Here is a 26998-nt window from a genome sequence, read left to right on the forward strand (position 1 = left end):
GTCCCACCGCCGCGTAGGTTGTCGTACTCGCCGTCATACGACGGCACAGACGTCACTTCCAGAGGAAGAGACTGTCGCCGGCCTTCACATCGCCGTTGTCGCGAAGATCGGAGAGAGCCTCGGCCGTGGCTTCCAGCGCTACGACCGGGCAGATCGCGGACTTGCCGGCTGCCTCGACGGCCGCCGGGTTCCAGCGCACGACGCTCTGGCCGCGCCGGACGGTGTCGCCCTTGTTCACGAGCAGCTCGAAACCCTCGCCGTTGAGCTGCACGGTGTCGATACCGAGGTGGGTGAGCACGCCGTGTCCGCTCTCGTCGACGACGACGAACGCGTGCGGGTGCAGGGAGACGATGACGCCGTCCACGGGGGAGACGGCTTCGGAAGGCTCGCGTACGGGGTCGATCGCTGTGCCCGGGCCGACCATGGCCCCGGAGAAGACCGGATCCGGCACGGCTGCCAGTCCGATGGCGCGTCCTGCGAGTGGGGACGTCACGGTGGTCATGGGAAGCCTCCCAGGGGTGGAGATCGATAGGGGCCGTCCGTGTCGGTACCGGGCGGCACACTGCTCAGCAGCGTATGTCACCTGAAGTGCCGGTTCCGCGTGGGCACTCCAGAGTGGTCTAGACCATACCCCAAATGGATTTGCACCGGCTCCACGGCCGCGTGTACAGTCGTACTCCTGCTTGGGGCTGAGTAACGCAACCTCGCGTCCTCGCCCGGCAGCACCCAACTTGTCAGATCCTATCTCGGGGTCGCCTTCTGCATGCCTGCAGGACGGTGGTCAGGGAGTCGGAAAAACACTGATAGAGTTTGGAACACCGAAGGGAAGCGCCCGGAGGAAAGCCCGAGAGGGTGAGTACAAAGGAAGCGACCGTTCCTTGAGAACTCAACAGCGTGCCAAAAGTCAACGCCAGATATGTTGATACCCCGTCCATCGGACAACCGATGGTCGAGGTTCCTTTGAAAAAACACAGCGAGGACGCTGTGAACGGTCGGGCTTATTCCGCCTGACTGTTCCGCTCTCGTGGTGTTGCACCGGATTACCGGTACACATTCACGGAGAGTTTGATCCTGGCTCAGGACGAACGCTGGCGGCGTGCTTAACACATGCAAGTCGAACGATGAACCACTTCGGTGGGGATTAGTGGCGAACGGGTGAGTAACACGTGGGCAATCTGCCCTGCACTCTGGGACAAGCCCTGGAAACGGGGTCTAATACCGGATATGACCATCTTGGGCATCCTTGATGGTGTAAAGCTCCGGCGGTGCAGGATGAGCCCGCGGCCTATCAGCTTGTTGGTGAGGTAACGGCTCACCAAGGCGACGACGGGTAGCCGGCCTGAGAGGGCGACCGGCCACACTGGGACTGAGACACGGCCCAGACTCCTACGGGAGGCAGCAGTGGGGAATATTGCACAATGGGCGCAAGCCTGATGCAGCGACGCCGCGTGAGGGATGACGGCCTTCGGGTTGTAAACCTCTTTCAGCAGGGAAGAAGCGAAAGTGACGGTACCTGCAGAAGAAGCGCCGGCTAACTACGTGCCAGCAGCCGCGGTAATACGTAGGGCGCGAGCGTTGTCCGGAATTATTGGGCGTAAAGAGCTCGTAGGCGGCTTGTCGCGTCGGTTGTGAAAGCCCGGGGCTTAACCCCGGGTCTGCAGTCGATACGGGCAGGCTAGAGTTCGGTAGGGGAGATCGGAATTCCTGGTGTAGCGGTGAAATGCGCAGATATCAGGAGGAACACCGGTGGCGAAGGCGGATCTCTGGGCCGATACTGACGCTGAGGAGCGAAAGCGTGGGGAGCGAACAGGATTAGATACCCTGGTAGTCCACGCCGTAAACGGTGGGCACTAGGTGTGGGCAACATTCCACGTTGTCCGTGCCGCAGCTAACGCATTAAGTGCCCCGCCTGGGGAGTACGGCCGCAAGGCTAAAACTCAAAGGAATTGACGGGGGCCCGCACAAGCGGCGGAGCATGTGGCTTAATTCGACGCAACGCGAAGAACCTTACCAAGGCTTGACATACACCGGAAAACCCTGGAGACAGGGTCCCCCTTGTGGTCGGTGTACAGGTGGTGCATGGCTGTCGTCAGCTCGTGTCGTGAGATGTTGGGTTAAGTCCCGCAACGAGCGCAACCCTTGTCCCGTGTTGCCAGCAGGCCCTTGTGGTGCTGGGGACTCACGGGAGACCGCCGGGGTCAACTCGGAGGAAGGTGGGGACGACGTCAAGTCATCATGCCCCTTATGTCTTGGGCTGCACACGTGCTACAATGGCCGGTACAATGAGCTGCGATACCGCGAGGTGGAGCGAATCTCAAAAAGCCGGTCTCAGTTCGGATTGGGGTCTGCAACTCGACCCCATGAAGTCGGAGTCGCTAGTAATCGCAGATCAGCATTGCTGCGGTGAATACGTTCCCGGGCCTTGTACACACCGCCCGTCACGTCACGAAAGTCGGTAACACCCGAAGCCGGTGGCCCAACCCCTTGTGGGAGGGAGCTGTCGAAGGTGGGACTGGCGATTGGGACGAAGTCGTAACAAGGTAGCCGTACCGGAAGGTGCGGCTGGATCACCTCCTTTCTAAGGAGCACTTCTAAGCCGGTCCTTCGGGGCTGGTTCAGAGGCCAGTACATCAGCGAACGTCTGATGCTGGTTGCTCATGGGTGGAACGTTGACTACTCGGCATCTTCAGCCAACTCGGGCTGCTAGTACTGCTCTTCGGAGCGTGGAACGCAGATCACGAGGGGCGAGGGTGTCGGGCACGCTGTTGGGTGTCTGAGGGTACGGCCGATTGGCTGCCTTCAGCGCCGGCCCCAGTGAACTCGCCTAGTAGGGCGGGGTGATGGGTGGCTGGTCGTTGTTTGAGAACTGCACAGTGGACGCGAGCATCTGTGGCCAAGTTTTTAAGGGCGCACGGTGGATGCCTTGGCACCAGGAACCGATGAAGGACGTGGGAGGCCGCGATAGGCCCCGGGGAGCTGTCAACCGAGCTTTGATCCGGGGGTGTCCGAATGGGGAAACCCGGCAGTCGTCATGGGCTGTCACCCGCTGCTGAACACATAGGCAGTGTGGAGGGAACGCGGGGAAGTGAAACATCTCAGTACCCGCAGGAAGAGAAAACAACCGTGATTCCGGGAGTAGTGGCGAGCGAAACTGGATGAGGCCAAACCGTATGCGTGTGAGACCCGGCAGGGGTTGCGTATACGGGGTTGTGGGATCTCTCTTTCATGGTCTGCCGGCCATGAGACGAGTCAGAAACCGTTGATGTAGGCGAAGGACATGCGAAAGGTCCGGCGTAGAGGGTAAGACCCCCGTAGTCGAAACGTCAGCGGCTCGTTTGAGAGACACCCAAGTAGCACGGGGCCCGAGAAATCCCGTGTGAATCTGGCGGGACCACCCGCTAAGCCTAAATATTCCCTGGTGACCGATAGCGGATAGTACCGTGAGGGAATGGTGAAAAGTACCCCGGGAGGGGAGTGAAATAGTACCTGAAACCGTGTGCCTACAAGCCGTGGGAGCGTCGGATGGGAGCTTGCTTCCATCTCGTGACTGCGTGCCTTTTGAAGAATGAGCCTGCGAGTTTGCGGTGTGTTGCGAGGTTAACCCGTGTGGGGAAGCCGTAGCGAAAGCGAGTCCGAATAGGGCGTCTGAGTAGCACGCTCAAGACCCGAAGCGGAGTGATCTAGCCATGGGCAGGTTGAAGCGGAGGTAAGACTTCGTGGAGGACCGAACCCACCAGGGTTGAAAACCTGGGGGATGACCTGTGGTTAGGGGTGAAAGGCCAATCAAACTCCGTGATAGCTGGTTCTCCCCGAAATGCATTTAGGTGCAGCGTCGTGTGTTTCTTGCCGGAGGTAGAGCACTGGATAGGCGATGGGCCCTACCGGGTTACTGACCTTAGCCAAACTCCGAATGCCGGTAAGTGAGAGCGCGGCAGTGAGACTGTGGGGGATAAGCTCCATGGTCGAGAGGGAAACAGCCCAGAGCATCGACTAAGGCCCCTAAGCGTACGCTAAGTGGGAAAGGATGTGGAGTCGCAGAGACAACCAGGAGGTTGGCTTAGAAGCAGCCACCCTTGAAAGAGTGCGTAATAGCTCACTGGTCTAGTGATTCCGCGCCGACAATGTAGCGGGGCTCAAGCGTACCGCCGAAGTCGTGTCATTGCGATATATACCCCCAACGGGGATCGTGATGGGTAGGGGAGCGTCGTCTGCCGGGTGAAGCAGCCGCGTAAGCGAGTTGTGGACGGTTGACGAGTGAGAATGCAGGCATGAGTAGCGATTCACACGTGAGAAACGTGTGCGCCGATTGACTAAGGGTTCCTGGGTCAAGCTGATCTGCCCAGGGTAAGTCGGGACCTAAGGCGAGGCCGACAGGCGTAGTCGATGGATAACCGGTTGATATTCCGGTACCCGCTGTGAAGCGTCAAACATCGAGCATCGTGATGCTAAGGCCGTGAAGCCGCCGGTGATCCCTTCGGGGTGAGTCGGAGTGGTGGAGCCGCTGAACCAAGCGGTTAGTAGGTGAGTGATGGGGTGACGCAGGAAGGTAGTCCATCCCGGGCGGTGGTTGTCCCGGGGTAAGGGTGTAGGCCGGACGGTAGGTAAATCCGCCGTTCATTAAGGCTGAGACCTGATGCCGAGCCGATTGTGGTGAAGTGGATGATCCTATGCTGTCGAGAAAAGCCTCTAGCGAGTTTCATGGCGGCCCGTACCCTAAACCGACTCAGGTGGTCAGGTAGAGAATACCGAGGCGTTCGGGTGAACTATGGTTAAGGAACTCGGCAAAATGCCCCCGTAACTTCGGGAGAAGGGGGGCCACATCCGGTGACGGCACTTGCTGCCAGAGCTGGGGGTGGCCGCAGAGACCAGCGAGAAGCGACTGTTTACTAAAAACACAGGTCCGTGCGAAGCCGTAAGGCGATGTATACGGACTGACGCCTGCCCGGTGCTGGAACGTTAAGGGGACCGGTTAGCTCCATTTCGGTGGGGCGAAGCTGAGAACTTAAGCGCCAGTAAACGGCGGTGGTAACTATAACCATCCTAAGGTAGCGAAATTCCTTGTCGGGTAAGTTCCGACCTGCACGAATGGCGTAACGACTTCTCGACTGTCTCAACCATAGGCCCGGTGAAATTGCACTACGAGTAAAGATGCTCGTTTCGCGCAGCAGGACGGAAAGACCCCGGGACCTTTACTACAGTTTGATATTGGTGTTCGGTTCGGCTTGTGTAGGATAGCTGGGAGACTGTGAAGCGCTAACGCCAGTTAGTGTGGAGTCGTCGTTGAAATACCAGTCTGGTCGTGCTGGATGTCTAACCTGGGTCCGTGATCCGGATCAGGGACAGTGTCTGATGGGTAGTTTAACTGGGGCGGTTGCCTCCTAAAGGGTAACGGAGGCGCCCAAAGGTTCCCTCAGCCTGGTTGGCAATCAGGTGTTGAGTGTAAGTGCACAAGGGAGCTTGACTGTGAGACCGACGGGTCGAGCAGGGACGAAAGTCGGGACTAGTGATCCGGCGGTGGCTTGTGGAAGCGCCGTCGCTCAACGGATAAAAGGTACCCCGGGGATAACAGGCTGATCTTCCCCAAGAGTCCATATCGACGGGATGGTTTGGCACCTCGATGTCGGCTCGTCGCATCCTGGGGCTGGAGTCGGTCCCAAGGGTTGGGCTGTTCGCCCATTAAAGCGGTACGCGAGCTGGGTTTAGAACGTCGTGAGACAGTTCGGTCCCTATCCGCTGTGCGCGTAGGAGTCTTGAGAAGGGCTGTCCCTAGTACGAGAGGACCGGGACGGACGAACCTCTGGTGTGCCAGTTGTTCTGCCAAGGGCATGGCTGGTTGGCTACGTTCGGGAGGGATAACCGCTGAAAGCATCTAAGCGGGAAGCCTGCTTCGAGATGAGGACTCCCACCCACTTGATGGGGTAAGGCTCCCAGTAGACGACTGGGTTGATAGGCCGGATATGGAAGCACGGTAACGTGTGGAGTTGACCGGTACTAATAGGCCGAGGGCTTGTCCTCAGTTGCTCGCGTCCACTGTGTTGGTTCTGAAACCACGAACAGCCCCGTCATTGTTGGCGGTGTGGCGTTCACAGTTTCATAGTGTTTCGGTGGTTATAGCGTAGGGGAAACGCCCGGTTACATTCCGAACCCGGAAGCTAAGCCTTACAGCGCCGATGGTACTGCAGGGGGGACCCTGTGGGAGAGTAGGACGCCGCCGAACTCCTTTTAGAGCTCTGGCTCTTGGGTACCAGCCCGAGAGCCAGAGCTTTTTTGCGTTGAGGTAAGGTCAGGGGGCATCGTTGGTACGTTCCCCACAGGAGGCCCCCGGGTGGAGGTTCAGGAGACTCGTGTCCAGACGGACCGTGTGCTCACCATCCCGAACATCCTCAGCATGGCGCGGCTCGTTGGCGTGCCCCTCTTCCTGTGGCTGATCCTGCGGCCTGAGTTCGGTGGGCCCAAGAGTGACGGATGGGCCCTCCTGGTGTTGGCCCTGAGCGGCGTCAGCGACTACCTGGACGGCAAGCTCGCGCGGCGTTGGAACCAGATCAGCAGCCTCGGCCGGCTTCTCGATCCCGCAGCCGACCGGCTCTACATTCTCTCGACATTGGTCGGTCTCACCTGGCGCGAGATTCTGCCCCTGTGGTTGACCGCCGTACTTCTGGCGCGAGAGCTGGTTCTGCTGGTGATGGTGGGCATCCTCCGCCGGCACGGCTATCCGCCACCCCAGGTGAACTTCCTGGGCAAGGCGGCAACCTTCAACTTGATGTATGCCTTCCCCTTGCTCCTGCTCAGCGACGGAAGTGGTTGGATCTCGTCACTGGCTGCTATTTTCGGATGGGCGTTCGCCGGATGGGGTACAACGCTGTACTGGTGGGCAGGAGTCCTCTACGTGGTACAAGTCCGCCGCTTGGTCCGTGCGGACTCCATGGCCGATTGAACTCGTGGATTGACCCGCCCAGCGCGGTGCGATGGCCCGTGGTCGAAAAGTGCGGGACAATCCTCGCGGGGGAAGTCGGCTAGACCGTCGTCTCTTCGAGGAGGACGCTTCCGACATGAAGGCCGTCGTGATGGCCGGAGGCGAAGGCACGCGCCTTCGCCCCATGACCTCAAGCATGCCCAAGCCGCTCCTGCCTGTGGCCAACCGCCCGATCATGGAGCACGTTCTGAGGCTGCTCAAAAGGCATGGGCTCAACGAAACAGTCGTGACTGTCCAGTTCCTGGCCTCGCTCGTCAAGAACTACTTCGGTGACGGCGAAGAGCTGGGTATGGAGCTCACCTATGCCAATGAGGAGAAGCCACTCGGTACCGCCGGAAGCGTCAAGAACGCCGAAGAGGCGTTGAAGGACGATGCCTTCCTCGTCATCTCCGGCGATGCTCTGACGGACTTCGACCTCACAGAGCTGATCAATTTCCACAAGGAAAAGGGTGCGCTGGTCACGGTCTGTCTGACGCGTGTGCCCAATCCCCTGGAATTCGGCATCACCATTGTCGACGAGGAAGGCAAGGTCGAGCGCTTCCTTGAGAAGCCCACCTGGGGCCAGGTCTTCTCCGACACGGTGAACACCGGCATCTATGTGATGGAGCCCGAGGTCTTCGACTACGTCGAGCCCGATGTGCCCGTCGACTGGTCCGGCGACGTCTTCCCGCAGTTGATGAAGGAAGGCAAGCCGATCTACGGCTATGTGGCCGAGGGATACTGGGAGGACGTCGGCACCCACGAGAGCTATGTGAAGGCGCAGGCCGACGTCCTGGAGGGCAAGGTCGACGTCGACATCGAAGGGTTCGAGATCTCCCCGGGAGTCTGGGTCGCCGAGGGCGCCGAGGTGCATCCCGACGCTGTTCTCCGCGGGCCCGTCTATATCGGTGACTACGCCAAGGTCGAAGCCGGTGCGGAAATCCGTGAGCACACCGTCGTGGGCTCCAACGTGGTCGTCAAGAGCGGCGCCTTCCTGCACAAGGCCGTTGTTCACGACAACGTGTACGTGGGACCGCACAGCAATCTGCGCGGCTGCGTGGTCGGAAAGAACACCGACATCATGCGTGCGGCGCGGATCGAGGACGGGGCGGTCATCGGTGACGAGTGCCTGATCGGTGAAGAATCGATCGTCCAGGGCAATGTGCGGGTGTACCCGTTCAAGACGATCGAGGCCGGCGCCTTCGTCAACACGTCGGTGATCTGGGAATCCCGGGGACAGGCGCACCTCTTCGGCGCCCGCGGGGTGTCCGGAATCCTCAACGTCGAGATCACGCCGGAACTGGCGGTGCGTCTGGCGGGTGCGTATGCGACGACCCTCAAGAAGGGCTCGACCGTCACGACGGCCCGTGACCACTCGCGTGGTGCCCGTGCGCTGAAGCGGGCGGTGATCTCCGCGCTGCAAGCCAGTGCCATCGACGTACGGGACCTGGAGAACGTGCCGCTGCCCGTGGCGCGGCAGCAGACCGCACGGGGCAGCGCGGGCGGGATCATGATCCGTACCACGCCCGGAGTGCAGGACTCCGTCGACATCATGTTCTTCGACGGGCAGGGCGCGGACCTCTCGCAGGGCAGCCAGCGGAAGCTTGACCGGGTGTTCGCGCGCCAGGAGTACCGGCGTGCCTTCCCCGGGGAGATCGGGGACCTGCACTTCCCGGCCAGTGTGTTCGACTCGTACACCGGGTCCTTGCTGCGGAACGTCGACACGACCGGGATCGCCGATTCCGGGCTGAAGGTGGTCGTGGACGCGTCCAACGGCAGTGCGGGACTCGTGCTGCCCAGCCTCCTCGGGAAGCTCGGTGTCGACTCGCTGACGATCAACCCCGGCCTCGACGAGTCCCGGCCGACGGAGACGGCCGACATGCGACGGTCGGGCATGGTGCGCCTCGGCGAGATCGTGGCGTCCTCGGGAGCCGCGTTCGGTGTGCGGTTCGACCCCGTCGGTGAGCGGCTCTCGCTCGTCGACGAGAAGGGACGCATCATCGAGGACGACCGGGCGCTGCTCGTCATGCTGGACCTGATCGCGGCCGAGCGGCGCAGCGGCAGGGTCGCGCTTCCGGTGACCACGACCCGGATCGCCGAGCAGGTCGCGGCGTACCACGGGACCCAGGTCGAGTGGACGACCACCTCGCCGGACGACCTCACGCGGGTGGGCGGTGAGGAAGGGACGATCTTCGGCGGTGACGGCAAGGGCGGTTTCATCGTCCCCGAGTTCAGCAGCGTGTACGACGCCACCGCGGCCTTCGTACGGCTCATCGGGCTCGTGGCGCGGACGCAGCTCACGCTCAGCCAGATCGACGCGCGGATCCCGCGGGCGCACGTCCTGAAGCGGGATCTGGCGACCCCGTGGGCCGTCAAGGGCCTGGTGATGCGGCGGGTCGTCGAAGCGGCCGGAGATCGCTTCGTGGACACCACGGACGGCGTGCGTGTCGTGGAGACCGACGGGCGCTGGGTGATGGTGCTGCCGGACCCGGCCGAGGCCGTGACCCATCTGTGGGCAGAGGGCCCGGACGACGCCTCGGCGCAGGCCCTGCTCGACGAGTGGTCGGCGGTCGTGGACAGCGCCGGCCGGTAGAACGGGCTGCACGCGTGCGTGCCGGACAAGTGTCCCCAACGGGGCCTGTCCGGCACGCCGGTGGGGTCGTTCGGAGGTAGTGGCCGCGACGTGCGACGATGTGCGGCATGCCGCAGCAACCCCCCATTCGGAGCACACCCACGCGGCCCCGGCGCCCGGATGCGTCCATGTCGTTGATCACCAACGTCATGGACCACAGCCTCGACGACGGATACGCCGAGGCCGCCGCTCGGAAGAAGGCCGCGGGCGACGGCGGCATGCCGAAGACTCTCCGGGCGAAGCTGGGGCTCGCAGTCGGCCTGGTGCTCGCGGCCCTGGTCGTGACCGTAGGGGCGGCACAGGCGCGGGTCGCCGCTCCGGTCGTCGCGAAGGAGCGGGAGGAGCTGGTCGACCGCATCGACCGGGAGACCGAGGCGGCGGACAAGCTGGAGGACTCCGTCGACAAGCTGCGCGAGGACGTGAACGCGCGGCAGCGTGAGGCGCTGAAGCACAGCGGCGGCAGTGCCCGGTCGGAGCTGGTGGGCATCCTGTCGGGCGCCGTGGCGGTGCACGGTCCCGGCGTGAAGCTCGTGGTGAACGACGCCAAGGAAGCAGCCGCGGGCGGTGACGGTGATGCCCGTGAGAACTCCGGCTTCTCCGACACCGGACGAGTGCGGGACAGGGACATGCAGCGCGTGGTCAACGGGCTGTGGGAGTCGGGCGCCGAGGCGATCTCCATCAACGGGCAGCGGTTGACGGCGCTGTCCGCGATCAGGGCCGCGGGAGACGCGATACTGGTCGACAACAAGCCGCTGGTGCCGCCCTACACGGTGCTCGCGGTGGGGGACGGGCAGCGGCTGAGCACTCGGTTCCAGAACAGCGCGGACGGGCTGTACCTCAACGCGCTGCAGGAGAGCTACGGCATCAGGACAGCCATCTCCGCGGAGGACGACCTCCGGCTGCCTGCCGCACCGAGTGTGATCGTACGTACAGCACAGCCGAGCACTGAGAAGAGCGAGAAGGGCACATCGTGATCGCCGTACTGGGCCTCGTCGTGGGAGTCGTGGCCGGCCTGTTGGTCCGGCCTGAGGTTCCGGCGGTGGTCGAGCCTTATCTGCCGATCGCTGTCGTGGCGGCGCTCGACGCCGTGTTCGGCGGACTGCGGGCCATGCTCGACGGGATCTTCGACGACAAGGTCTTCGTGGTGTCGTTCCTGTCGAACGTCGTCGTGGCCGCGCTGATCGTGTTCCTGGGGGACAAGTTGGGCGTGGGTGCCCAGCTGTCGACCGGTGTGGTGGTCGTCCTCGGTATCCGGATCTTCTCCAACGCCGCGGCGATCCGCCGGCACGTTTTCCGGGCGTGAGGCCGATGAGCGAGCACGACGACAAGCGCGCCGAGGAGCACGGCGACACGCGCGAGGAGCAGCGCGAGGAGCGCGACGAGTCCGGGAACAGGCTGCGCAAGGAACTGCCCCAGGAGGTGTCCGCGTCGGTCCCCGCACCGCAGGACATCCCGGAGCCCGACCCGGAACCCGACCCGGAGGCGGAGGATCCGGAGCGGCAGCTGACCGGTCGGCAGCGGCTGGTGCAGGGCCTGTGGCCGCCGCGCGTCTCACGGGCCCAACTCATCGTCGCGGTGCTGCTGTTCGGTCTCGGGTTCGGACTGGCCGTGCAGGTGGCCTCGAACAGTGACAACGACAGTGCCCTGCGCGGTGCACGGCAGGAGGATCTCGTCCGGATCCTCGATGAACTGGATGACCGCACTCAGCGTCTTGAGGACGAGAAGCAGGGTCTCGAGAAGCAGCGCGACGAGTTGGAGAACAGCTCGGACCAGGCCGAGGAGGCCCGGAAGCAGACGATCGAGAAGGAGAGGCAACTCGGCATCCTCGCGGGCACCGTCGCCGCGCAGGGGCCCGGCATCACCATGACCATCGAGGACACGAAGGGGACGGTCGAGGCGGACATGCTGCTCGACGCGATCCAGGAGCTGCGCGCGGCGGGTGCGGAGGCGATCCAGGTGAACGGCGTGCGGGTCGTCGCCGGCACGTACCTCACGGACTCGGGCAAGGGTGTGAGCGTCGACGGGAACAAGATCACCGCGCCCTATCGTTTCAAGGTCATCGGCAAGCCGCAGGACCTCGAGCCGGCGCTCAACATCCCCGGAGGCGTGGTGCAGACTCTCGAGAAGGAACAGGCCACCGCCACGATCGAGCGGTCGTCCAAGATCGTCGTGGACGCCTTGCGAGCGGCGAAGCGGCCTGACTACGCTCGGTCGTCCTCGCAGTGAACCGGGGGTGCATGGGCGGCGTCCGGCGAGGGCATGAGGTTGCGGGGGGTCGGCGCACCGAATGGGTGGTGCGTGGTGGAAACTGTCTGGTGCAGACGGACGTTGTCAGGATGTCCGGGTCGGTCAAAGTGTTCAGTCAGGGTTCGTCCTGCCCCACGGGCGGGTCTGTTTCGGTCAAGGGGAATCGCCCGTGAAGTTGTTTGCGAAGTTGTTCGGCAAGAGCGCGCGAGAGGGCAGCGACAGCGCCACCGCTCGTCATCGCGCACAGCCTGACGCGGAAGGCCAGCGGCCGCTGTTCCGTGACCAGGTCGGTGGTCCGGGCGGGGACGTTTCCGGAGGTCAGGGCGCGCCGTCGGTTGACCCTGCGCAGCCCGGCGGCATAGGTTTCGGCCAACCGTCAGCCTCAGGTGCGGGTGGAGGCTTCTCCGACCCGTATGCGTCCAATGCCCCCGGTGGGCAGCCGCGGCAGGAGGATCCGATGTCGGCCCTGGTGTGTACGAGGTGCGGTAACCGCAACGCGGAGAACAGCCGCTTCTGCTCGAACTGCGGCGCGCCGCTGCGGGCCGGGGCGGCGGCGGAGCGTCCGTCCGAGACGACGTCCACGATCTCCATCTCCGGTCTCGAGGCCTACGACAGCGAGACCACCGGCCAGACGCCGATGCCGACGCTGTCCCCCGAGGCGCAGGCGGCCGTCGACGCGCTGCCGCTGGGCTCGGCCCTCCTGGTCGTGCGTCGTGGGCCGAACTCGGGCAGCCGCTTCCTGCTGGACGGCGATCTGACCACGGCCGGGCGTCACCCGCAGAGCGACATCTTCCTGGACGACGTGACGGTGTCCCGGCGGCACGTGGAGTTCCGCCGCGGCCAGGACGGCTCGTTCACGGTGGCCGACGTGGGCAGCCTGAACGGCACGTACGTGAACCGCGAGCGGATCGACCAGGTTGCCCTGAACAACGGTGACGAGGTGCAGATCGGCAAGTACCGGCTGGTCTTCTACGCCAGCCAGCGGGGCTACTGACCCGGGCTCGTTCCGGGGCGACCCCCAGCGAAGGTCCATCCGTCAGGGAAGGTCCATGCTTCGAACACCGAGCGGCGGTGCCGGGCACGGCACCGCCGCCACGGACAGTGGGCTGATGAGCATCGGCACGGTGCTGAACGTGCTGCGCGACGAGTTTCCCGAAGTCACCATCTCCAAGATCCGTTTCCTGGAGTCGGAGGGGCTCATCGAGCCGCAGCGGACCCCCTCGGGTACCGCAAGTTCAGCGCCCACGACGTCGAGCGCCTCGGTCACGTCCTGAGGATGCAGCGGGACCACTATCTGCCTCTGAAGGTGATCCGGGAACACCTGGAGGTCATGGAGCGCGGTGAGGCCGTACCTCTGCCGGCGCTGGGCCGTCAGCGGGACGGCGATGCCGCGCCCGAAGCGGCCGAGGGGCCCACGGCCGCCAGGATCGGGCGTGCGGAGCTGCTCGCCGCCGCCGGGGTCGAGGAGGAAGAGCTCAGGGAGTGGGAGTCGTACGGGCTCGTCACTCCACTGGAGGACGGGGCGTACGACGCCGAGGCGGTCACGGTGGCCTCGCTCGTCGCCGAGCTCGGGCGGTTCGGCATCGAGCCGCGGCACCTGCGGGTGATGAAGGCCGCCGCCGACCGTGAGGCCGGGCTCGTGGACCAGGTCGTGGCTCCGCTGAGGCGGCACCGGAACCCGCAGACCAGGGCCCATGCCGAGGCCCGTGCCAAGGAACTGGCGGGGCTCACGGTGAAGCTGCACGCGGCGCTCGTGCAGATCGCGCTCGGGGTGCGGCTGCCGTGAGGCGGCCGGCCTCGCGAGGGCCGGATCGGGCGCCTGATCCCGGCCCGACTACCCAAACATCCCGAGCACGGCCTAGGGTTGCTGTGTGAACGAGCTCGATGTCGTAGGTGTCCGGGTCGAAATGCCCTCCAACCAACCGATCGTGCTGCTGCGTGAAGTGGGGGGCGACCGTTACCTCCCCATTTGGATCGGACCGGGGGAGGCGACGGCGATCGCCTTCGCCCAGCAGGGCATGGCTCCCGCGCGGCCGCTGACCCACGACCTGTTCAAGGACGTGCTGGAGGCGGTCGGTCAGGAGCTCACGGAAGTGCGCATCACGGACCTGCGTGAGGGGGTCTTCTACGCGGAGCTGGTCTTCGCCAGTGGCGTCGAGGTGAGTGCCCGCCCGTCCGACGCCATAGCGCTCGCCCTGCGCACGGGGACGCCGATCTACGGCAGCGACACAGTGCTCGACGACGCCGGTATCGCGATCCCGGACGAGCAGGAGGACGAGGTGGAGAAGTTCCGCGAGTTCCTCGACCAGATCTCTCCGGAGGACTTCGGCAGCAGCAGCCAGTGAACCCCCGGTCCGGTGAAGGCCGGGCGGGGCGGGAGCACCAGCGGTCAGGGAGTCGTGTGGGCGGCCCGGCGGACGATGTGGTCCGTGGCGGAGCCGCCCGCCGCGTTGTCGGGGTGAAATGCCCGCATGTGCCGGTGGCGAGTGAGAGCGTCACGAGGCCCATGCCGAACGCATTCGGCTAGCCTTTCCCCGCGGTGGGGCACGGGAAACCACTCCTAGGGTGATTATCACTCGGCGTGGCGAGTGTGGCGATCGTTGACGCACCCCTGGTGACTGCCTACCGTCGAGAAGGCAGGTCAAGGACGGAGGTCGGCGTGAGAAGCAGCGGCGACGGTACGGCTGGGGGCGGCCCCGAGCGCAGTCTCAGGGCGAGCGGTCCGTACCCTCCCCCCGGCTCTCGGCTCCGCTCGAGCGGGGGATACTCCCAGCCCGGCGGCGCGGCCGATCACGCTCCGCAGCGACCGACGGCCGTGCCGAGCAGCGGAGGGACGACGTCCATGGCGTCCGAGCAGATCGGCTATCGAGGTCCCACGGCATGCGCCGCCGCCGGTATCACCTACCGGCAGCTGGATTACTGGGCCCGCACAGGTCTCGTCGAGCCGAGCGTGCGCCCCGCCTACGGGTCCGGGACGCAGCGGCTGTACAGCTTCCGGGACGTCGTCGTCCTGAAGATCGTCAAGCGGTTCCTCGATACCGGAGTGTCCCTGCAGAACATCCGCACAGCCGTCCAGCATCTGAGAGAACGCGGTTTCCGCGACCTGGAGCGGATGACGCTGATGAGCGACGGCGCGACGGTGTACGAGTGCACCTCGCCGGACGAGGTCCACGCCCTGCTCCAAGGGGGCCAGGGCGTCTTCGGGATCGCCGTGGGCGTGGTGTGGCGGGACGTCGAGAGCGCGCTGTCCCAGCTGCACGGAGAGCGGATCGATACCGGCGAGACGCTGGTCGGACCCAACCCGGCGGACGAGCTGGCGCGACGGCGGAACCGGGCCGTCTGAGCCCTGGGCAGTGCGTGGCCGCAGTAGGCGGGACGTTTCCGCGCCGCGCTGCAAGCGGTTTCCGTCGGCGCGGTTCGAGCGGTCGCCGGGGGCGTTGTCAGTGGCGTAGGGCAGCATCGGAGATGTGAGAACCGCGCCCACGATCCTGCATCTCGACATGGATGCCTTCTTCGCCTCGGTGGAGCAGGCGTCCAAGCCGAGTCTGCGCGGGAAGGCCGTGGTCGTCGGTGGCCTCGGGCCCCGGGGTGTGGTCGCCACGGCGTCGTACGAGGCGCGGGTCTTCGGTGTGCATTCGGCGATGCCCATGGGGCAGGCCCGACGGCTCGCGCCCAACGCCGCGTATCTCGTGCCCCGCTTCGGGTTCTACCGGGCGATCAGTGAGCGGGTGATGGAGCTGCTGCGCGCGCTGTCGCCGTTGGTGGAGCCGCTGAGCCTGGATGAGGCGTTCGTGGACCTGGAGGCCGGGGGAGCGGCCTGGGACGAGCAGTCGGCGCGCCTGGTCGGGGCGCAGCTCCGCGCCGACATCCGGGCCGTCACGGGGCTCACGGGGTCGGTGGGGCTCGCCGCCTCCAAGATGCTCGCGAAGATCGCCTCGGAGCAGGCCAAGCCCGACGGACTGGTGGTCATCGAGCCGGGGACCGAGCGGGCGATGCTCGAACCGATGTCGGTGCGGACCCTGCCGGGTGTCGGACCGGCCACGGGTGACCATCTGCGGCGGGCCGGGATCACGACGGTCGGGGAGATCGTCGAGGCGGGCGAGGACGAGCTGGTGCGGCTGCTGGGGAAAGCGCACGGGCACGGGCTCTACACGATGGCGCTGGCGCGGGACGACCGGCCCGTGGTGGCGGAGCGCGAGGCGAAGTCGGTGTCGGTCGAGGACACCTACGACGTGGACATCCACGACCGGGTGCGGGTCGGGCTGGAGGTGCAGCGGCTCGCCGACCGGTGCGTGCGGCGGCTGCGCGGGGCGGGGATGTCGGGGCGGACCATCGTGCTGAAGGTGCGGCGGTACGACTTCTCGACGCTCACCCGTTCCGAGACGCTGCGCGGGCCGACGGACGATCCCGCGGTGATCCGGGAGGCGGCGGCCCGGCTGCTGGACTCGGTCGACACGACGGGCGGGGTGCGGTTGCTCGGGGTCGGGGTCAGCGGGCTCGCCGACTACACGCAGGAAGACCTCTTCGCGCAGGCGGCGGGGGAGCGGGCCGTCGCAGAGGGGCCGGTCGAGGAACACGCCGCGGCGCCGGCCGAGGAACAGCCGGCCCTCGCCGATCGGCGGTGGCCCGCCGGGCACGACGTGCGGCACGCCGAGTTCGGGCACGGGTGGGTGCAGGGCAGCGGTCTGGGGCGGGTGACCGTACGGTTCGAGACGCCCGGCTCGGAGCCCGGGCGGGTGCGGACCTTCCGGGTGGACGACCCCGATCTGGAGCCGGCGGATCCGTTGCCGCTGGTGTTACGAAGACCCGAGGGGGGCGGTGGCGTCGATTCCGCTTCCCCGGTCGGGTCGGCCTCGGGGGATGCGCAGTCCGTGGCGTCGTCGGAGTAGGGCGTCGTCGGAGCAGAGGGCCGTGCGGGGGTCGGGGCGGGGATCGGCGAGACCTGTTGCCGGACGGCAGGGGAGGGCGAGCGGGCCGGTCGGGGGTCGGCCGGGTGGGGCAGGGCTTCAGGGGGTCGGCTCGTCCGTGCCCGCCAGTTTGCCGAAGCCGCGGTCCTGGAGCGGGGGAGGAGCGGCGATGTCGAGACCGTAGTGGTGGTAGAGCTGGAGTTCCTGCTCCGGGGAGAGGTGGCGGCCGACGCCGAAGTCGGGGGCGTCCTTGATCAGGGCGCGGTCGAAGGGGACGTGGAGGGCGCCGTCGATCAGTTCGCTGGGCTCCAGGGGGACGAACGCGTCCCTGCTGAACAGGCCCGTCCGTATGGCCGCCCACTCGGGCTCACCGGTGGCGTCGTCGAGGTAGACCTCGTCGATCGTGCCGATCCTGGTTCCGTTGCGGTCGAATGCCTTGCGGCCGATCAGGTTGCGCGGATCGATATCGGTACGCACGGGCCCTCCACAGGGTCGCAACTCATCCGTAATCACTACAAAACGGCACAATCGAAGAGGCGGCCACTCGAAGGTACGTGCGTTGACCTCGCTGGTACGCTGGCATCGGCTGTTGACCCCGTGCGGGAGAGTCCTCCGGACACCACCGGAGGCGCCGAAGGAGCAAATCCTCCCCGGAATCTCTCAGGCCCACGTACCGCACGGACGAGGTCACTCTGGAAAGCAGAGCGGGTGTCGACGGCTTCCGCTCTCACCGACGGTGAAAGCCGGAGGCCTTCGGGCGATCCGGTGAAGCTCTCAGGTTGAGATGACAGAGGGGGAGGCCGTCCGGGTACCCGCGCCGTGGTGCCCCTCGAAGGTCGTGTGACCAGGAGGCCTCCGCAAATGACCGCCCACCGCATTCCGCTCTCCGAGCTCGAAGAGGCAGTCCCCTTCGAGCAGCGCCACATCGGCCCCGACCACGAGGCCTGCGCCAAGATGCTCGCGCAGGTCGGCTACGGCTCGCTGGACGAGCTGACGGCCGCCGCCGTCCCGGCCGTGATCAAGAGCACCGAGGCCCTCGATCTGCCCAGCGCGCGCAGTGAGGCCGAGGTGATCGCCGAGCTGCGGTCCCTCGCCGACCGCAACCAGGTCCTCGGATCCATGATCGGCCTCGGGTACTACGGCACGTTCACCCCGCCGGTCGTCCTGCGCAACGTCATGGAGAACCCGGCCTGGTACACGGCCTACACGCCGTACCAGCCGGAGATCTCGCAGGGGCGGCTCGAGGCTCTGCTCAACTTCCAGACCATGGTCGCCGACCTGACCGGACTGCCGACCTCCGGCGCCTCCCTGCTGGACGAGGGCACCGCGGCCGCCGAGGCCATGGCGCTGTCGCGGCGTATGGGCAAGAACAAGAAGGGCCTGTTCCTGGTCGACGCGGACGCGCTGCCGCAGACCATCGCCGTGATCCAGACCCGGGCCGAGCCGACCGGCGTCGAGGTCGTCGTCGCCGATCTCAGCGAGGGCATCCCGGCCGAGGTCGCCGAGCGCGAGATCAACGGTGTCCTGATCCAGTACCCGGGCGCCTCCGGTGCCGTACGGGACATCAAGCCGGTCATCGACCAGGCGCACGAGCTCGGGGCGCTCGTCACCGTCGCCGCCGATCTGCTCGCGCTGACGCTGCTGAAGTCGCCCGGTGAGCTGGGCGCGGACATCGCGGTCGGCACGACCCAGCGCTTCGGCGTGCCGATGGGCTTCGGCGGACCGCACGCCGGCTACATGGCCGTCCAGGAGAAGATGGCGCGCAGCCTGCCCGGGCGGCTCGTCGGCGTGTCCGTGGACGCCGACGGCAACAAGGCCTACCGGCTGGCGCTGCAGACCCGTGAGCAGCACATCCGCCGCGAGAAGGCGACCAGCAACATCTGCACGGCGCAGGTGCTGCTCGCCGTGATGGCCGGCATGTACGCCGTCTACCACGGGCCGGAGGGTCTGAAGGGCATCGCGCGGCGCACCCACCGGTACGCCACGGTCCTCGCCGCCGGGCTCGCGAACGGTGGCGTGGAGGTCGTGCACGGCTCCTACTTCGACACCCTGACCGTGCGCGTCGCGGGCCGTGCCGCCGAGGTCGTGGCCGCGGCGCGCGACAACGGGGTCAACCTGCGTCTCGTCGACGCCGACCACGTCTCGATCGCCTGCGACGAGACCACCACGCGGGCCCAGCTGCGAGCCGTGTGGGCCGCCTTCGGGGTCGAGGGGGTCATCGAGGCGCTGGACGCCGCCGCGGAGGACGGGCTTCCGGCCGGCCTGCTGCGCACCGACGACTACCTCACGCACCCCGTCTTCCACCAGCACCGCTCCGAGACGGCGATGCTGCGCTACCTGCGCCGGCTGGCCGACCGGGACTACGCGCTCGACCGCGGCATGATCCCGCTGGGCTCCTGCACCATGAAGCTCAACGCGACCACCGAGATGGAGCCGGTCACCTGGCCCGAGTTCGGGCAGCTGCACCCCTTCGCGCCCGCCGAGCAGGCCGCGGGCTACCTCACGCTCATCCACGAGCTGGAGGACCGGCTCGCCGAGGTCACCGGCTACGACAAGGTGTCCCTCCAGCCGAACGCCGGGTCGCAGGGCGAACTGGCCGGACTGCTCGCCGTGCGCGGCTACCACCGGGCCAACGGCGACGCGCAGCGCACCGTGTGCCTGATCCCGTCGTCAGCCCACGGCACCAACGCCGCGAGCGCGGTGATGGCGGGCATGAAGGTCGTCGTCGTGAAGACCGCCGAGGACGGCGAGATCGACGTCGAGGACCTGCGCGCGAAGATCGAGCAGCACCGCGACGAGCTGGCGGTGCTGATGATCACCTACCCCTCCACGCACGGCGTGTTCGAGGAGCACGTCTCCGAGATCTGCGCGCAGGTGCACGAGGCGGGCGGCCAGGTCTACGTCGACGGAGCCAACCTCAACGCCCTCGTGGGGCTCGCCAAGCCCGGGCACTTCGGCGGGGACGTCTCGCACCTGAACCTGCACAAGACCTTCTGCATCCCGCACGGCGGCGGAGGTCCCGGCGTCGGTCCGGTCGCGGTGCGCGAGCACCTCGCGCCCTACCTGCCGAACCACCCGCTGCAGCCCGAGGCCGGACCGGAGACGGGCATCGGGCCCATCTCCGCGGCGCCCTGGGGCTCGGCCGGGATCCTGCCGATCTCCTGGGCCTACGTCCGGCTCATGGGCGGCGAGGGGCTGAAGCGGGCCACGCAGGTGGCGGTGCTCAGCGCCAACTACATCGCCAAGCGCCTGGAGCCGCACTACCCCGTGCTGTACACCGGCCCGGGCGGGCTCGTCGCGCACGAGTGCATCATCGACCTGCGGCCGCTGACCAAGGCGACCGGCGTGAGCGTCGACGACGTGGCGAAGCGGCTGATCGACTACGGCTTCCACGCGCCGACGATGTCGTTCCCGGTGGCCGGGACGCTGATGATCGAGCCGACCGAGTCGGAGGACCTGACCGAGCTGGACCGGTTCTGCGAGGCGATGATCGCCATCCGCGCCGAGATCGAGAAGGTCGGCTCGGGCGAGTGGCCCGCGGACGACAACCCGCTGCGGGGCGCCCCGCACACCGCCGGCGCGCTCGCCGGGGAGTGGGAGCACGCCTACAGCCGTGAGGAGGCCGTCTTCCCGGCCGGGGTCGCGGCGGCCGACAAGTACTGGCCGCCCGTGCGCCGCATCGACCAGGCCTTCGGCGACCGGAACCTGGTCTGCTCCTGCCCGCCGCTGGACGCGTACGAGGACTGATCCGGCGCACGCCGGTCCGTGGGAGGGCTCTGCCGTGCGGGGCCCCTCCCGTCATGTCGCGGCGAGTGCCACCTCGGTCGACTTGATCAGGGCGACGACTGGGGTTCCGGGCGACAGGGTGAGGTCGTCCGCGGCGTCCTTGGTGATCGCGGCGGTCAGCGCGCCGTCCTCGACGGTGACGCGGACGGAGGTCATCGCGTCGCCGCTCGTGACGTCCTGGACCGTGCCCGGGAGCCGGTTGCGGATGGACAGGCCCTCGACGGGGGCGGTGGCCAGCGAGATCTCCGTCGACTTCACCAGGGCCCGCACGGCGGTGCCCGGAGCGAGGCGGAGATCCTCGGCGGCCTCGCGGGTGATCGCCGCGGTGAGGTCCTGGCCGCCGGTGAGGCGGACCCTGACCGTCGCCATGACCTCGCCGGGTGTGACGGCGGTGACGACGCCGGGGAGCTGGTTGCGGATGCTCAGGCTCATGGGGGAACGGTAGCCCGGCACATCCCTCATGCCGGGTATGCGTGGGTCTGCGTCGCCTTGACCGCCGCCCACACCGGTGCCCCGGGGTGGAGATCGAGTTCGGCCGCGGCGACCGTGGTGAGGTCGGCGGCCAGGGGCAGCTCACCGGTGAGGTCCGCGCGGATCTGGTCGCCGTGCGTCTCCAGCCCGGCGACCTCGCAGTGCCACAGGTTGCGGGCGCTGGAGCCGGTCGGGCGGTCCCGGTACAGCGTCACCGCGCCCGGCGGGAACGCCACGAAGACCGGGCCGGACAGCTCCTCCGTGGTCGTGATGCCCGGGCCGGTGTCCAGACGGACCGTGTGGCCCTCGGCCCGCCCCTTGTAGAGGTTGAGGCCGACGAGCCGGGCGATGTAGTCCGTGCGGGGGTGGCGGGCGATGTCGGAGGGCGTGCCCTCCTGGACGACCCGGCCGTCCTCGACGACGACCAGGCGGTCGGCCAGCACCATGGCGTCCAGCGGGTCGTGCGTGACGAGGACGGCCACGGCCTCGAACTCGGCGAGGTGGCGCCGGAGCTGGGCGCGCACCTCCAGGCGGGTCCGGGCGTCGAGCGCGGCGAGCGGCTCGTCCAGGAGCAGCAGCCGGGGCCGGGTGGCCAGGGCACGGGCCAGGGCCACGCGCTGGGCCTGGCCGCCGGAGAGGCGGCGGGGCTTGGCCCCGGCGTGGTCGGCGAGGCCCATGCGGTCGAGCCACTCGGTGGCCTGGGCGCGGGCCTCGGCCTTTCCGGCGCCCCGGCAGCGCGGCCCGAAGGCGACGTTGTCCAGGGCGGTCAGGTGCGGGAAGAGCAGATAGTCCTGGAAGACCACGCCGACCGGGCGGGACTCGGGTGCCGTGCCGTCCAGCCGGGTGCCGTCCAGCAGCAGATGGCCGGACGTGAGCGGGATCAGGCCCGAGAGTGCGCGCAGGGCCGTGGTCTTGCCGGCGCCGTTGGGGCCGAGCAGGGCGACGACGTCGCCGGGCGCCGCGGCGAGCGTGACGTCGAGGCGGAACGCGCCGCGGTCGACGACGAGACGGGCGTCGAGGCCTTCGGAGAGGTGACCGGGGGGCGGTGTGCCGAGGTCGGTCGTCTCGGTCATGAGGATCACGTCCAGGGGGTCAGGGGACGGGCCACGGCATCACGACGCCGTCATCCAGCGGTCCCGCAGGGCCGCCAGCACGGCGATGGACACGGCCAGCAGCACCAGGCTGAGGGCGATCGCCGCCGCCGGGTCGTTCTGGAGGGCGAGGTAGACCGCGAGGGGCATGGTCTGCGTCCGGCCCGGGAAGTTGCCCGCGAAGGTGATCGTCGCGCCGAACTCCCCCAGCGCCCGGGCCCAGGCCAGCACCGCACCGGCCGCGACGCCCGGCGCGATCAGCGGCAGGGTGACCCGGCGGAAGGCGGTGAAGCGGGAGGCGCCCAGGGTGGTGGCGGCCTCCTCGTAGCGCGGGTCGGCGGCCCGCAGGGTGCCCTCCACGCTGATGACGAGGAACGGCATCGCCACGAAGGTCTCGGCGAGGATCACACCCGTCGTCGTGAAGGGCAGCGTGATGCCGAACCAGGAGTCGAGCCACTGCCCGACGACGCCGTTGCGCCCGAAGGCGAGCAGCAGGGCGACACCGCCCACGACCGGCGGCAGCACCAGCGGCAGGGTGACCAGGGCCCGTACGAATCCGCGGCCCGGGAAGCGCGTGCGGGCCAGCAGCCAGGCCAGGGGGACCCCGACGACCAGGCTCAGCCCCGTCGCCGCCGTGGCGCAGACGAGGGACAGCCGGAGCGCCTCCCACACCTCGGCGCTGGTCAGCTGTTCGGGCAGGCTGCGCCAGGGTGCCCGGACGAGCAGGGCGATCAGGGGCAGGAGCAGGAACGCCAGGCCGATGAGGGCGGGGGCCAGCAGAGGGATCGGCACCACCCGGGACCGGCCGCGGTGGCGGTCGCGGCGGGGCCGGCTCTCCAGCGTGTCGGTCATGGCTTGAGGAACCCGGCCCCGGACAGCACCTTCTGGCCTTCGGCGGAGCGGACCAGGGCGATGAAGGCCTTCGCCGTCTCGGGGTCGGGGGCGTTCTTGAGCCGGGCGATCGGGTAGTCGTTGACGGCCTCGGCCGACTCGGGGAACTCCACGCCCTCCACCTTGTCGCCCGCCGCGCGCACATCGGTCCGGTAGACGACGGCCGCGTCGGCCTCCTCCAGCTCGACCTTGGTCAGGGCGCTCTTGACGTCCTGTTCGTAGGAGACGGGGGTGAGCTTCAGGCCGCCGGCGGCCAGCGCCTTCTCGGCGGCGGCGCCGCACGGAACCGTCCTGTCGCACAGCACGACCTTCAGGCCGGGCCGGGTGAGGTCCTTGAGGGAGGAGATCCTGTCGGGGTTGCCCGGCAGGGTGGCGATCTCCAGCCGGTTGCGTACGAAGGTGGCCGGTGTGCCCGCCGCGTCCCCCTTGTCCGTCACGATCGCCATGGTCTTGGTACTGGCGGCGGCGAAGACGTCGGCGGGGGCCCCGCCGGTGATGCCGGCGGCGAGGCTGTCGCTGCCGCCGAAGTTGAACGTGACCTTGGTCCCCGGGTGCTGCTTCTCGAAGGTCTTGCCCAGGACCTCGAAGCTCTCCTCCAGTGAGGCGGCGGCGAACACGGTGATCGTGCCGGAGAGCTTCGACGCCGAGGAGGAGCCCTGGTCCGAACGCGTGGCGGTGGAGGAACAGGCGCTCAGCGTCAGCAGCGCGGCCGCGGACACACCGGCGACCTGAAGCATCCGGCGGGTCCGGTGCGCGGAACGGGTCATCTCGGGGCCACTCCCTCTGTGTGCGGGAGGAAGAGCCCGCAGGGCCCTTCCGACACGCCGATCATACTTGCGCATCTGCGAGGCAGAAGCCACCTGTCACATCGCATGAGCCAAGCGGAAGGGCGTGGTGGATACGCATGTGCGTACCACCGATGGAGTCACGCGCGGTCGATGTGCACGTTCGTCGACTTCACCCGGGCCGTCGCCTCCATGCCGACCTCCAGGCCCAGTTCCTCCACGGCCTCGCGGGTGAGCAGGGAGACGAGCCGGTGCGGGCCGGCCTGGATCTCGACCTGGGCGGCGACGTCGCCGAGCTTGATCGCGGTGACGATGCCGGGGAAGGCGTTCCGCGCCGAGGTGTACCGGGTGTCCTCCTCGGCGGTGCCGGACCGGGCGAGTTCGACGGAGAACGCGGCCAGGTCCCGGCCGTCGACGAGCCGTCGCCCGGTCTCGTCGCGGTGGGTGGTGAGGCGGCCGGCGTCCGCCCAGCGCCGGGCGGTGTCGGGGCTCACCCCGAGCAGCCGTGCTGCCTGGCCGATCGTGTAGGACTGCATGCCGGTCACGATAGGGGGCGGGGGAGGGGAACGACGGCTGCGGGGTTGGCCGTTGGGTATAACGCGATATAGCGTTAGTCGGCGAACCGGATGGGTGGGATCGGGGTGGAGCCAAGGGTGGCTGAGGTGGCGTGGATCGGTGGATCACCCGAGGTGAGGGCCTCGCACCCGGACCGGGACCGGATCGTGGACGTGCTGCGTGTCGCCGCGGGTGACGGCCGGCTGACCATGGAGGAGCTCGACCAGCGGGTGGAGGCCGCGCTGTCCGCCCGCACGGTGGGCGAGCTCGCCGCGCTCACTGCGGATCTGCCCGAGGCGGTGCCCCAGGATGCCGTCGAGGTCGAGGACGTCGTGCGGATCGAGCAGGAGGGGTCTTCGACCCGGCGCGGCGATGCCTGGGTGGTGCCGCGGCGGCTGGAGGTCCGTTCGGCGTGGGGCGAGGTGACGCTCGACTTCACCGGCGCGGTGATCACCCAGGACACCCTGCACATCGACCTGGACATGAGGGGTGGTGCCCTGAAGCTGGTGACGCGGCCGGGCGTCGTGGTGGACACCGACGCGCTGGTGACGAACTACTCGAAGATCAAGACGCGTCGGGCTGCCGAGGGCCCTGCCGTGCTGCGCGTACGGATCACCGGTGAGATCAACTTCGGGCAGGTCGTGGTGCGTCCGCCCCGCAGGGGCTTCGGCAGGCGCGGAGCGACGGTCTGACTCAGCCCACGTGCACCCTCGGCCGCCGCTTCCGGTCCGGTTCCGCCTCGCGCAGGACCTCGCGGGTCACCGGGGCGACCTCGCCCTGGCCGAACAGGAAGAAGCGCAGGAGGTTGGCGAAGGGCCCGCCCTCGGTCCACTCGAAGTAGATGTGCGGGGTGCGCCCGGTCGTGTCGCGTACGTGGAGGAGCAGGGCGGCCAGCGCGTTGGGGATGGAGGAGGACTCCAGGGTCAGGACGCGGTAGCGGCCGTGAAGGACCTCGCCGCGTACGGTCAGGCCCGCCTCGAACTCGGACGGGTCGGTGACCGTTACCTCGACGAAGACGAAGTCCTCGTGCCCGGGCACGTCGTTGTCGTGCCGGATCTGCTCGATCTTGTCGCGGTACTCCGCGATGTCGCGCCGGTCGGGCTCGTTGGCGATGAACCGCATCCGGCGGCTGGCCATGTCGCGGACGAAGCGTTCCGCCATGTCGTCCAGGGTGACGCTGGTGACGCGCAGCTCGAACGACCGGGCCAGTCGTGACAGCAGGGAGACCAGGATGATGCCGGCGATGAAGCAGGCGCCGATCTTCACGCCGTCCGGACGCTCGATGACGTTGGCGACGGTCGTGTAGAGGAACACCGCGGAGATGACCGCGAAGGCGATCGTCCAGTTCCGCTGCCGGGCCTTGCGGGCGGCGATGGTCACGGCGATCGCGGCGGAGCTGATGAGGACCAGCACACCGGTGGCGTAGGCGCCGCCCTGCGCGTTGACGTCGGCGTCGAAGATCCAGGTGACCAGGAAGGCGATCAGCGTGAAGACGATGACCATGGGGCGCACGGCACGGGCCCAGTGCGGGGCCATGCCGTAGCGGGGCAGATAGCGCGGCATCAGGTTGAGCAGGCCGGCCATCGCGGAGGCGCCGGCGAACCACAGGATGGCGATCGTCGAGACGTCGTAGACGGTGCCGAAGGTGTTGCCCAGGTAGTCGTGCGCCAGGTAGGCCAGCGCGCGGCCGTTGGCCTGGCCGCCCGCCTCGAACTCCTTCTCGGGGATGAGGAGGGTGGTGATGAAGCTGGTCGTGATCAGGAAGACGCTCATGATCAGGGCGGCCGTGGTGAGCAGCTTCTTCGTGTCGCGGATCCGGCCGACCGGCCGTGCCTCGGTGTCGTCGGGGTCACCCTTGACGTGCGGCATCACGGCGACGCCGGTCTCGAAGCCGGACAGTCCGAGGGCCAGCTTCGGGAAGACCAGCAGGGCGACGCCGATCATGACGAAGACGTTGCCGTGCTGGGTGGTGAGGGCGCTCGACCAGTCGGTGATCACGTGGCCCGCGGTGATGACGTGGTAGAGGCCGACGACCACCACGACCGCGTTCAGCGCGAGGTAGGCGCCCACCAGGGCGACCGCGACGCCGATCGCCTCCAGGAAGCCCTTGAGGAAGACCGCCCCGAGCAGCGCCACGAGGACGAGGGTGATCAGCATCTGCCGGTCGTGCAGCACGCCGGTCAGATGCGGGTTTTCCACGAGGTGGGTGGAGGCGTCGGCGGCCGACAGTGTGATGGTGATGAGGAAGTCGGTGGCCGCGAATCCCAGCAGGGTCAGCACGAACAGCTTGCCCTGCCAGAAGGACAGGAGCCGCTCCAGCATCGCGATCGAGCCCTCGCCGTGGGGGCTCTCCTCGGCCACGCGCCGGTAGACCGGCAGGGCGCCGGCCAGGGTGACGACGACCAGCACGATGGTCGCGACGGGGGACAGCAGGCCGGCGGCGAGGGCGGCGATGCCCGGCTGGTAGCCGAGCGTGGAGAAGTAGTCGACGCCGGTCAGGCACATCACCCGCCACCAGGGCTGGCCCTGGTGTGCAGGCTGCGGTTCGGCGTGGGGCCCCGTGTGGCCGCCGCCCTTGCCCATGTCGGACAGGCCCTGCAGCATCCAGGCGCGCAGGCGGCCGGGTGGGGCGGGCTCCGTGACGCCCGGTCCGGGGTGCTCAGTGGTGGCCATCGACGTGC

Annotated in this window: 19 protein-coding genes, 3 rRNA genes, 1 pseudogene and 1 riboswitch; of the genes and pseudogenes, 15 read left to right on the forward strand and 8 right to left on the reverse strand. The window is 67.6% G+C overall.

Going from position 1 to position 26998, the window contains the following annotated elements:
- Positions 1-52 precede the first annotated feature (52 nt).
- Positions 53-502 carry a PTS sugar transporter subunit IIA gene (locus ACSUPV_RS34260; RefSeq protein ID WP_031116753.1) on the reverse strand — a complete coding sequence of 150 codons (450 nt, stop codon included), beginning with the start codon at positions 500-502 and terminating at the stop codon, positions 53-55.
- A 551-nt stretch (positions 503-1053) separates the two neighbouring features.
- On the opposite strand from ACSUPV_RS34260, the gene ACSUPV_RS34265 reads away from it, so the two are divergent.
- The 13 genes and pseudogenes from ACSUPV_RS34265 to ACSUPV_RS34325 all read left to right on the forward strand — a co-directional run bounded on the left by ACSUPV_RS34265 (position 1054) and on the right by ACSUPV_RS34325 (position 16720).
- Positions 1054-2578: ribosomal RNA gene (locus ACSUPV_RS34265) — 16S ribosomal RNA — on the forward strand.
- Between the two features lie 313 nt (positions 2579-2891).
- Positions 2892-6015 (forward strand): 23S ribosomal RNA (locus ACSUPV_RS34270).
- Between the two features lie 85 nt (positions 6016-6100).
- Positions 6101-6217: ribosomal RNA gene (gene rrf, locus ACSUPV_RS34275) — 5S ribosomal RNA — on the forward strand.
- The 16S, 23S and 5S rRNA genes sit together here, the layout of an rRNA operon.
- A gap of 108 nt (positions 6218-6325) precedes the next feature.
- Positions 6326-6934, forward strand: coding sequence for a CDP-alcohol phosphatidyltransferase family protein (locus ACSUPV_RS34280; RefSeq protein WP_114250831.1), 609 nt, complete (start codon positions 6326-6328; stop codon positions 6932-6934).
- A gap of 115 nt (positions 6935-7049) precedes the next feature.
- A complete protein-coding gene (locus tag ACSUPV_RS34285; RefSeq protein WP_436949162.1) occupies positions 7050-9545 on the forward strand; it encodes a sugar phosphate nucleotidyltransferase in 2496 nt (831 codons plus the stop codon).
- 98 nt (positions 9546-9643) lie between these two features.
- Positions 9644-10558: a DUF881 domain-containing protein gene (locus ACSUPV_RS34290; protein WP_436949163.1), complete on the forward strand. Its 915-nt coding sequence runs from the start codon at positions 9644-9646 to the stop codon at positions 10556-10558.
- Complete coding sequence (locus ACSUPV_RS34295; RefSeq protein ID WP_003988855.1) at positions 10555-10887, forward strand: small basic family protein; 333 nt, start codon at positions 10555-10557, stop codon at positions 10885-10887. Before ACSUPV_RS34290 ends, ACSUPV_RS34295 begins: the two co-directional genes overlap by 4 nt.
- Before the next feature lie 5 nt (positions 10888-10892).
- Positions 10893-11810 (forward strand): DUF881 domain-containing protein, encoded by a 918-nt coding sequence (locus ACSUPV_RS34300; protein WP_359790686.1) that lies wholly within the window; start codon positions 10893-10895, stop codon positions 11808-11810.
- Between the two features lie 61 nt (positions 11811-11871).
- The gene (locus tag ACSUPV_RS34305; protein ID WP_078651094.1) at positions 11872-12825 is read left to right on the forward strand and encodes an FHA domain-containing protein; all 954 of its coding nucleotides are present in this window, start codon (positions 11872-11874) and stop codon (positions 12823-12825) included.
- Between the two features lie 55 nt (positions 12826-12880).
- Positions 12881-13617 (forward strand): annotated as a pseudogene (gene ftsR / locus ACSUPV_RS34310) (transcriptional regulator FtsR).
- Positions 13618-13702: 85 nt separating this feature from the next.
- Positions 13703-14176 carry a bifunctional nuclease family protein gene (locus ACSUPV_RS34315; RefSeq protein ID WP_003988851.1) on the forward strand — a complete coding sequence of 158 codons (474 nt, stop codon included), beginning with the start codon at positions 13703-13705 and terminating at the stop codon, positions 14174-14176.
- A gap of 314 nt (positions 14177-14490) precedes the next feature.
- Positions 14491-15174 carry a MerR family transcriptional regulator gene (locus tag ACSUPV_RS34320; RefSeq protein WP_078651095.1) on the forward strand — a complete coding sequence of 228 codons (684 nt, stop codon included), beginning with the start codon at positions 14491-14493 and terminating at the stop codon, positions 15172-15174.
- Positions 15175-15298: 124 nt separating this feature from the next.
- On the forward strand, positions 15299-16720 hold the full coding sequence (locus ACSUPV_RS34325) for a DNA polymerase IV (protein ID WP_436949164.1): 1422 nt from the start codon (positions 15299-15301) through the stop codon (positions 16718-16720).
- Positions 16721-16837: 117 nt separating this feature from the next.
- Here ACSUPV_RS34325 and ACSUPV_RS34330 read toward each other — a convergent pair whose 3' ends face one another.
- Positions 16838-17215, reverse strand: a complete 378-nt coding sequence (locus ACSUPV_RS34330; RefSeq protein WP_031115132.1) for a PRC-barrel domain-containing protein — start codon at positions 17213-17215, stop codon at positions 16838-16840.
- Positions 17216-17328: 113 nt separating this feature from the next.
- Positions 17329-17424: riboswitch (glycine riboswitch) on the forward strand.
- 175 nt (positions 17425-17599) lie between these two features.
- Between ACSUPV_RS34330 and gcvP the strand changes: the two genes are divergently transcribed.
- Positions 17600-20485, forward strand: coding sequence for an aminomethyl-transferring glycine dehydrogenase (gene gcvP, locus ACSUPV_RS34335; protein WP_436949165.1), 2886 nt, complete (start codon positions 17600-17602; stop codon positions 20483-20485).
- Between the two features lie 51 nt (positions 20486-20536).
- Here the strand turns inward: gcvP and ACSUPV_RS34340 are convergent, their stop codons facing one another.
- From ACSUPV_RS34340 to ACSUPV_RS34360, 5 genes are all read right to left on the reverse strand, one after another.
- Positions 20537-20956 (reverse strand): TOBE domain-containing protein, encoded by a 420-nt coding sequence (locus ACSUPV_RS34340; RefSeq protein ID WP_436949166.1) that lies wholly within the window; start codon positions 20954-20956, stop codon positions 20537-20539.
- A 26-nt stretch (positions 20957-20982) separates the two neighbouring features.
- Positions 20983-22068: an ABC transporter ATP-binding protein gene (locus ACSUPV_RS34345; protein ID WP_436949167.1), complete on the reverse strand. Its 1086-nt coding sequence runs from the start codon at positions 22066-22068 to the stop codon at positions 20983-20985.
- Positions 22069-22107: 39 nt separating this feature from the next.
- Entirely contained in the window at positions 22108-22938 is an 831-nt protein-coding gene (locus tag ACSUPV_RS34350; RefSeq protein WP_436949168.1) for an ABC transporter permease, read from the reverse strand.
- Positions 22935-23744 (reverse strand): molybdate ABC transporter substrate-binding protein, encoded by an 810-nt coding sequence (modA, locus tag ACSUPV_RS34355; protein ID WP_436949169.1) that lies wholly within the window; start codon positions 23742-23744, stop codon positions 22935-22937. The genes ACSUPV_RS34350 and modA overlap by 4 nt, the downstream gene beginning before the upstream one ends.
- A 158-nt stretch (positions 23745-23902) precedes the next feature.
- Complete coding sequence (locus ACSUPV_RS34360) at positions 23903-24298, reverse strand: TOBE domain-containing protein (RefSeq protein ID WP_436949170.1); 396 nt, start codon at positions 24296-24298, stop codon at positions 23903-23905.
- Positions 24299-24424: 126 nt separating this feature from the next.
- Here ACSUPV_RS34360 and ACSUPV_RS34365 point away from each other — a divergent pair, with 126 nt between their 5' ends.
- Positions 24425-25009, forward strand: a complete 585-nt coding sequence (locus tag ACSUPV_RS34365; RefSeq protein ID WP_436949968.1) for a DUF1707 SHOCT-like domain-containing protein — start codon at positions 24425-24427, stop codon at positions 25007-25009.
- Between the two features lies 1 nt (position 25010).
- On the opposite strand, the gene ACSUPV_RS34370 is transcribed toward ACSUPV_RS34365, so the two are convergent.
- Positions 25011-26990, reverse strand: a complete 1980-nt coding sequence (locus ACSUPV_RS34370; protein ID WP_436949171.1) for an amino acid transporter — start codon at positions 26988-26990, stop codon at positions 25011-25013.
- Positions 26991-26998: the final 8 nt, after the last annotated feature.

Source organism: Streptomyces sp. SudanB52_2052 (assembly GCF_964272415.1).
In the GTDB taxonomy this organism is placed as follows: domain Bacteria; phylum Actinomycetota; class Actinomycetes; order Streptomycetales; family Streptomycetaceae; genus Streptomyces; species Streptomyces olindensis.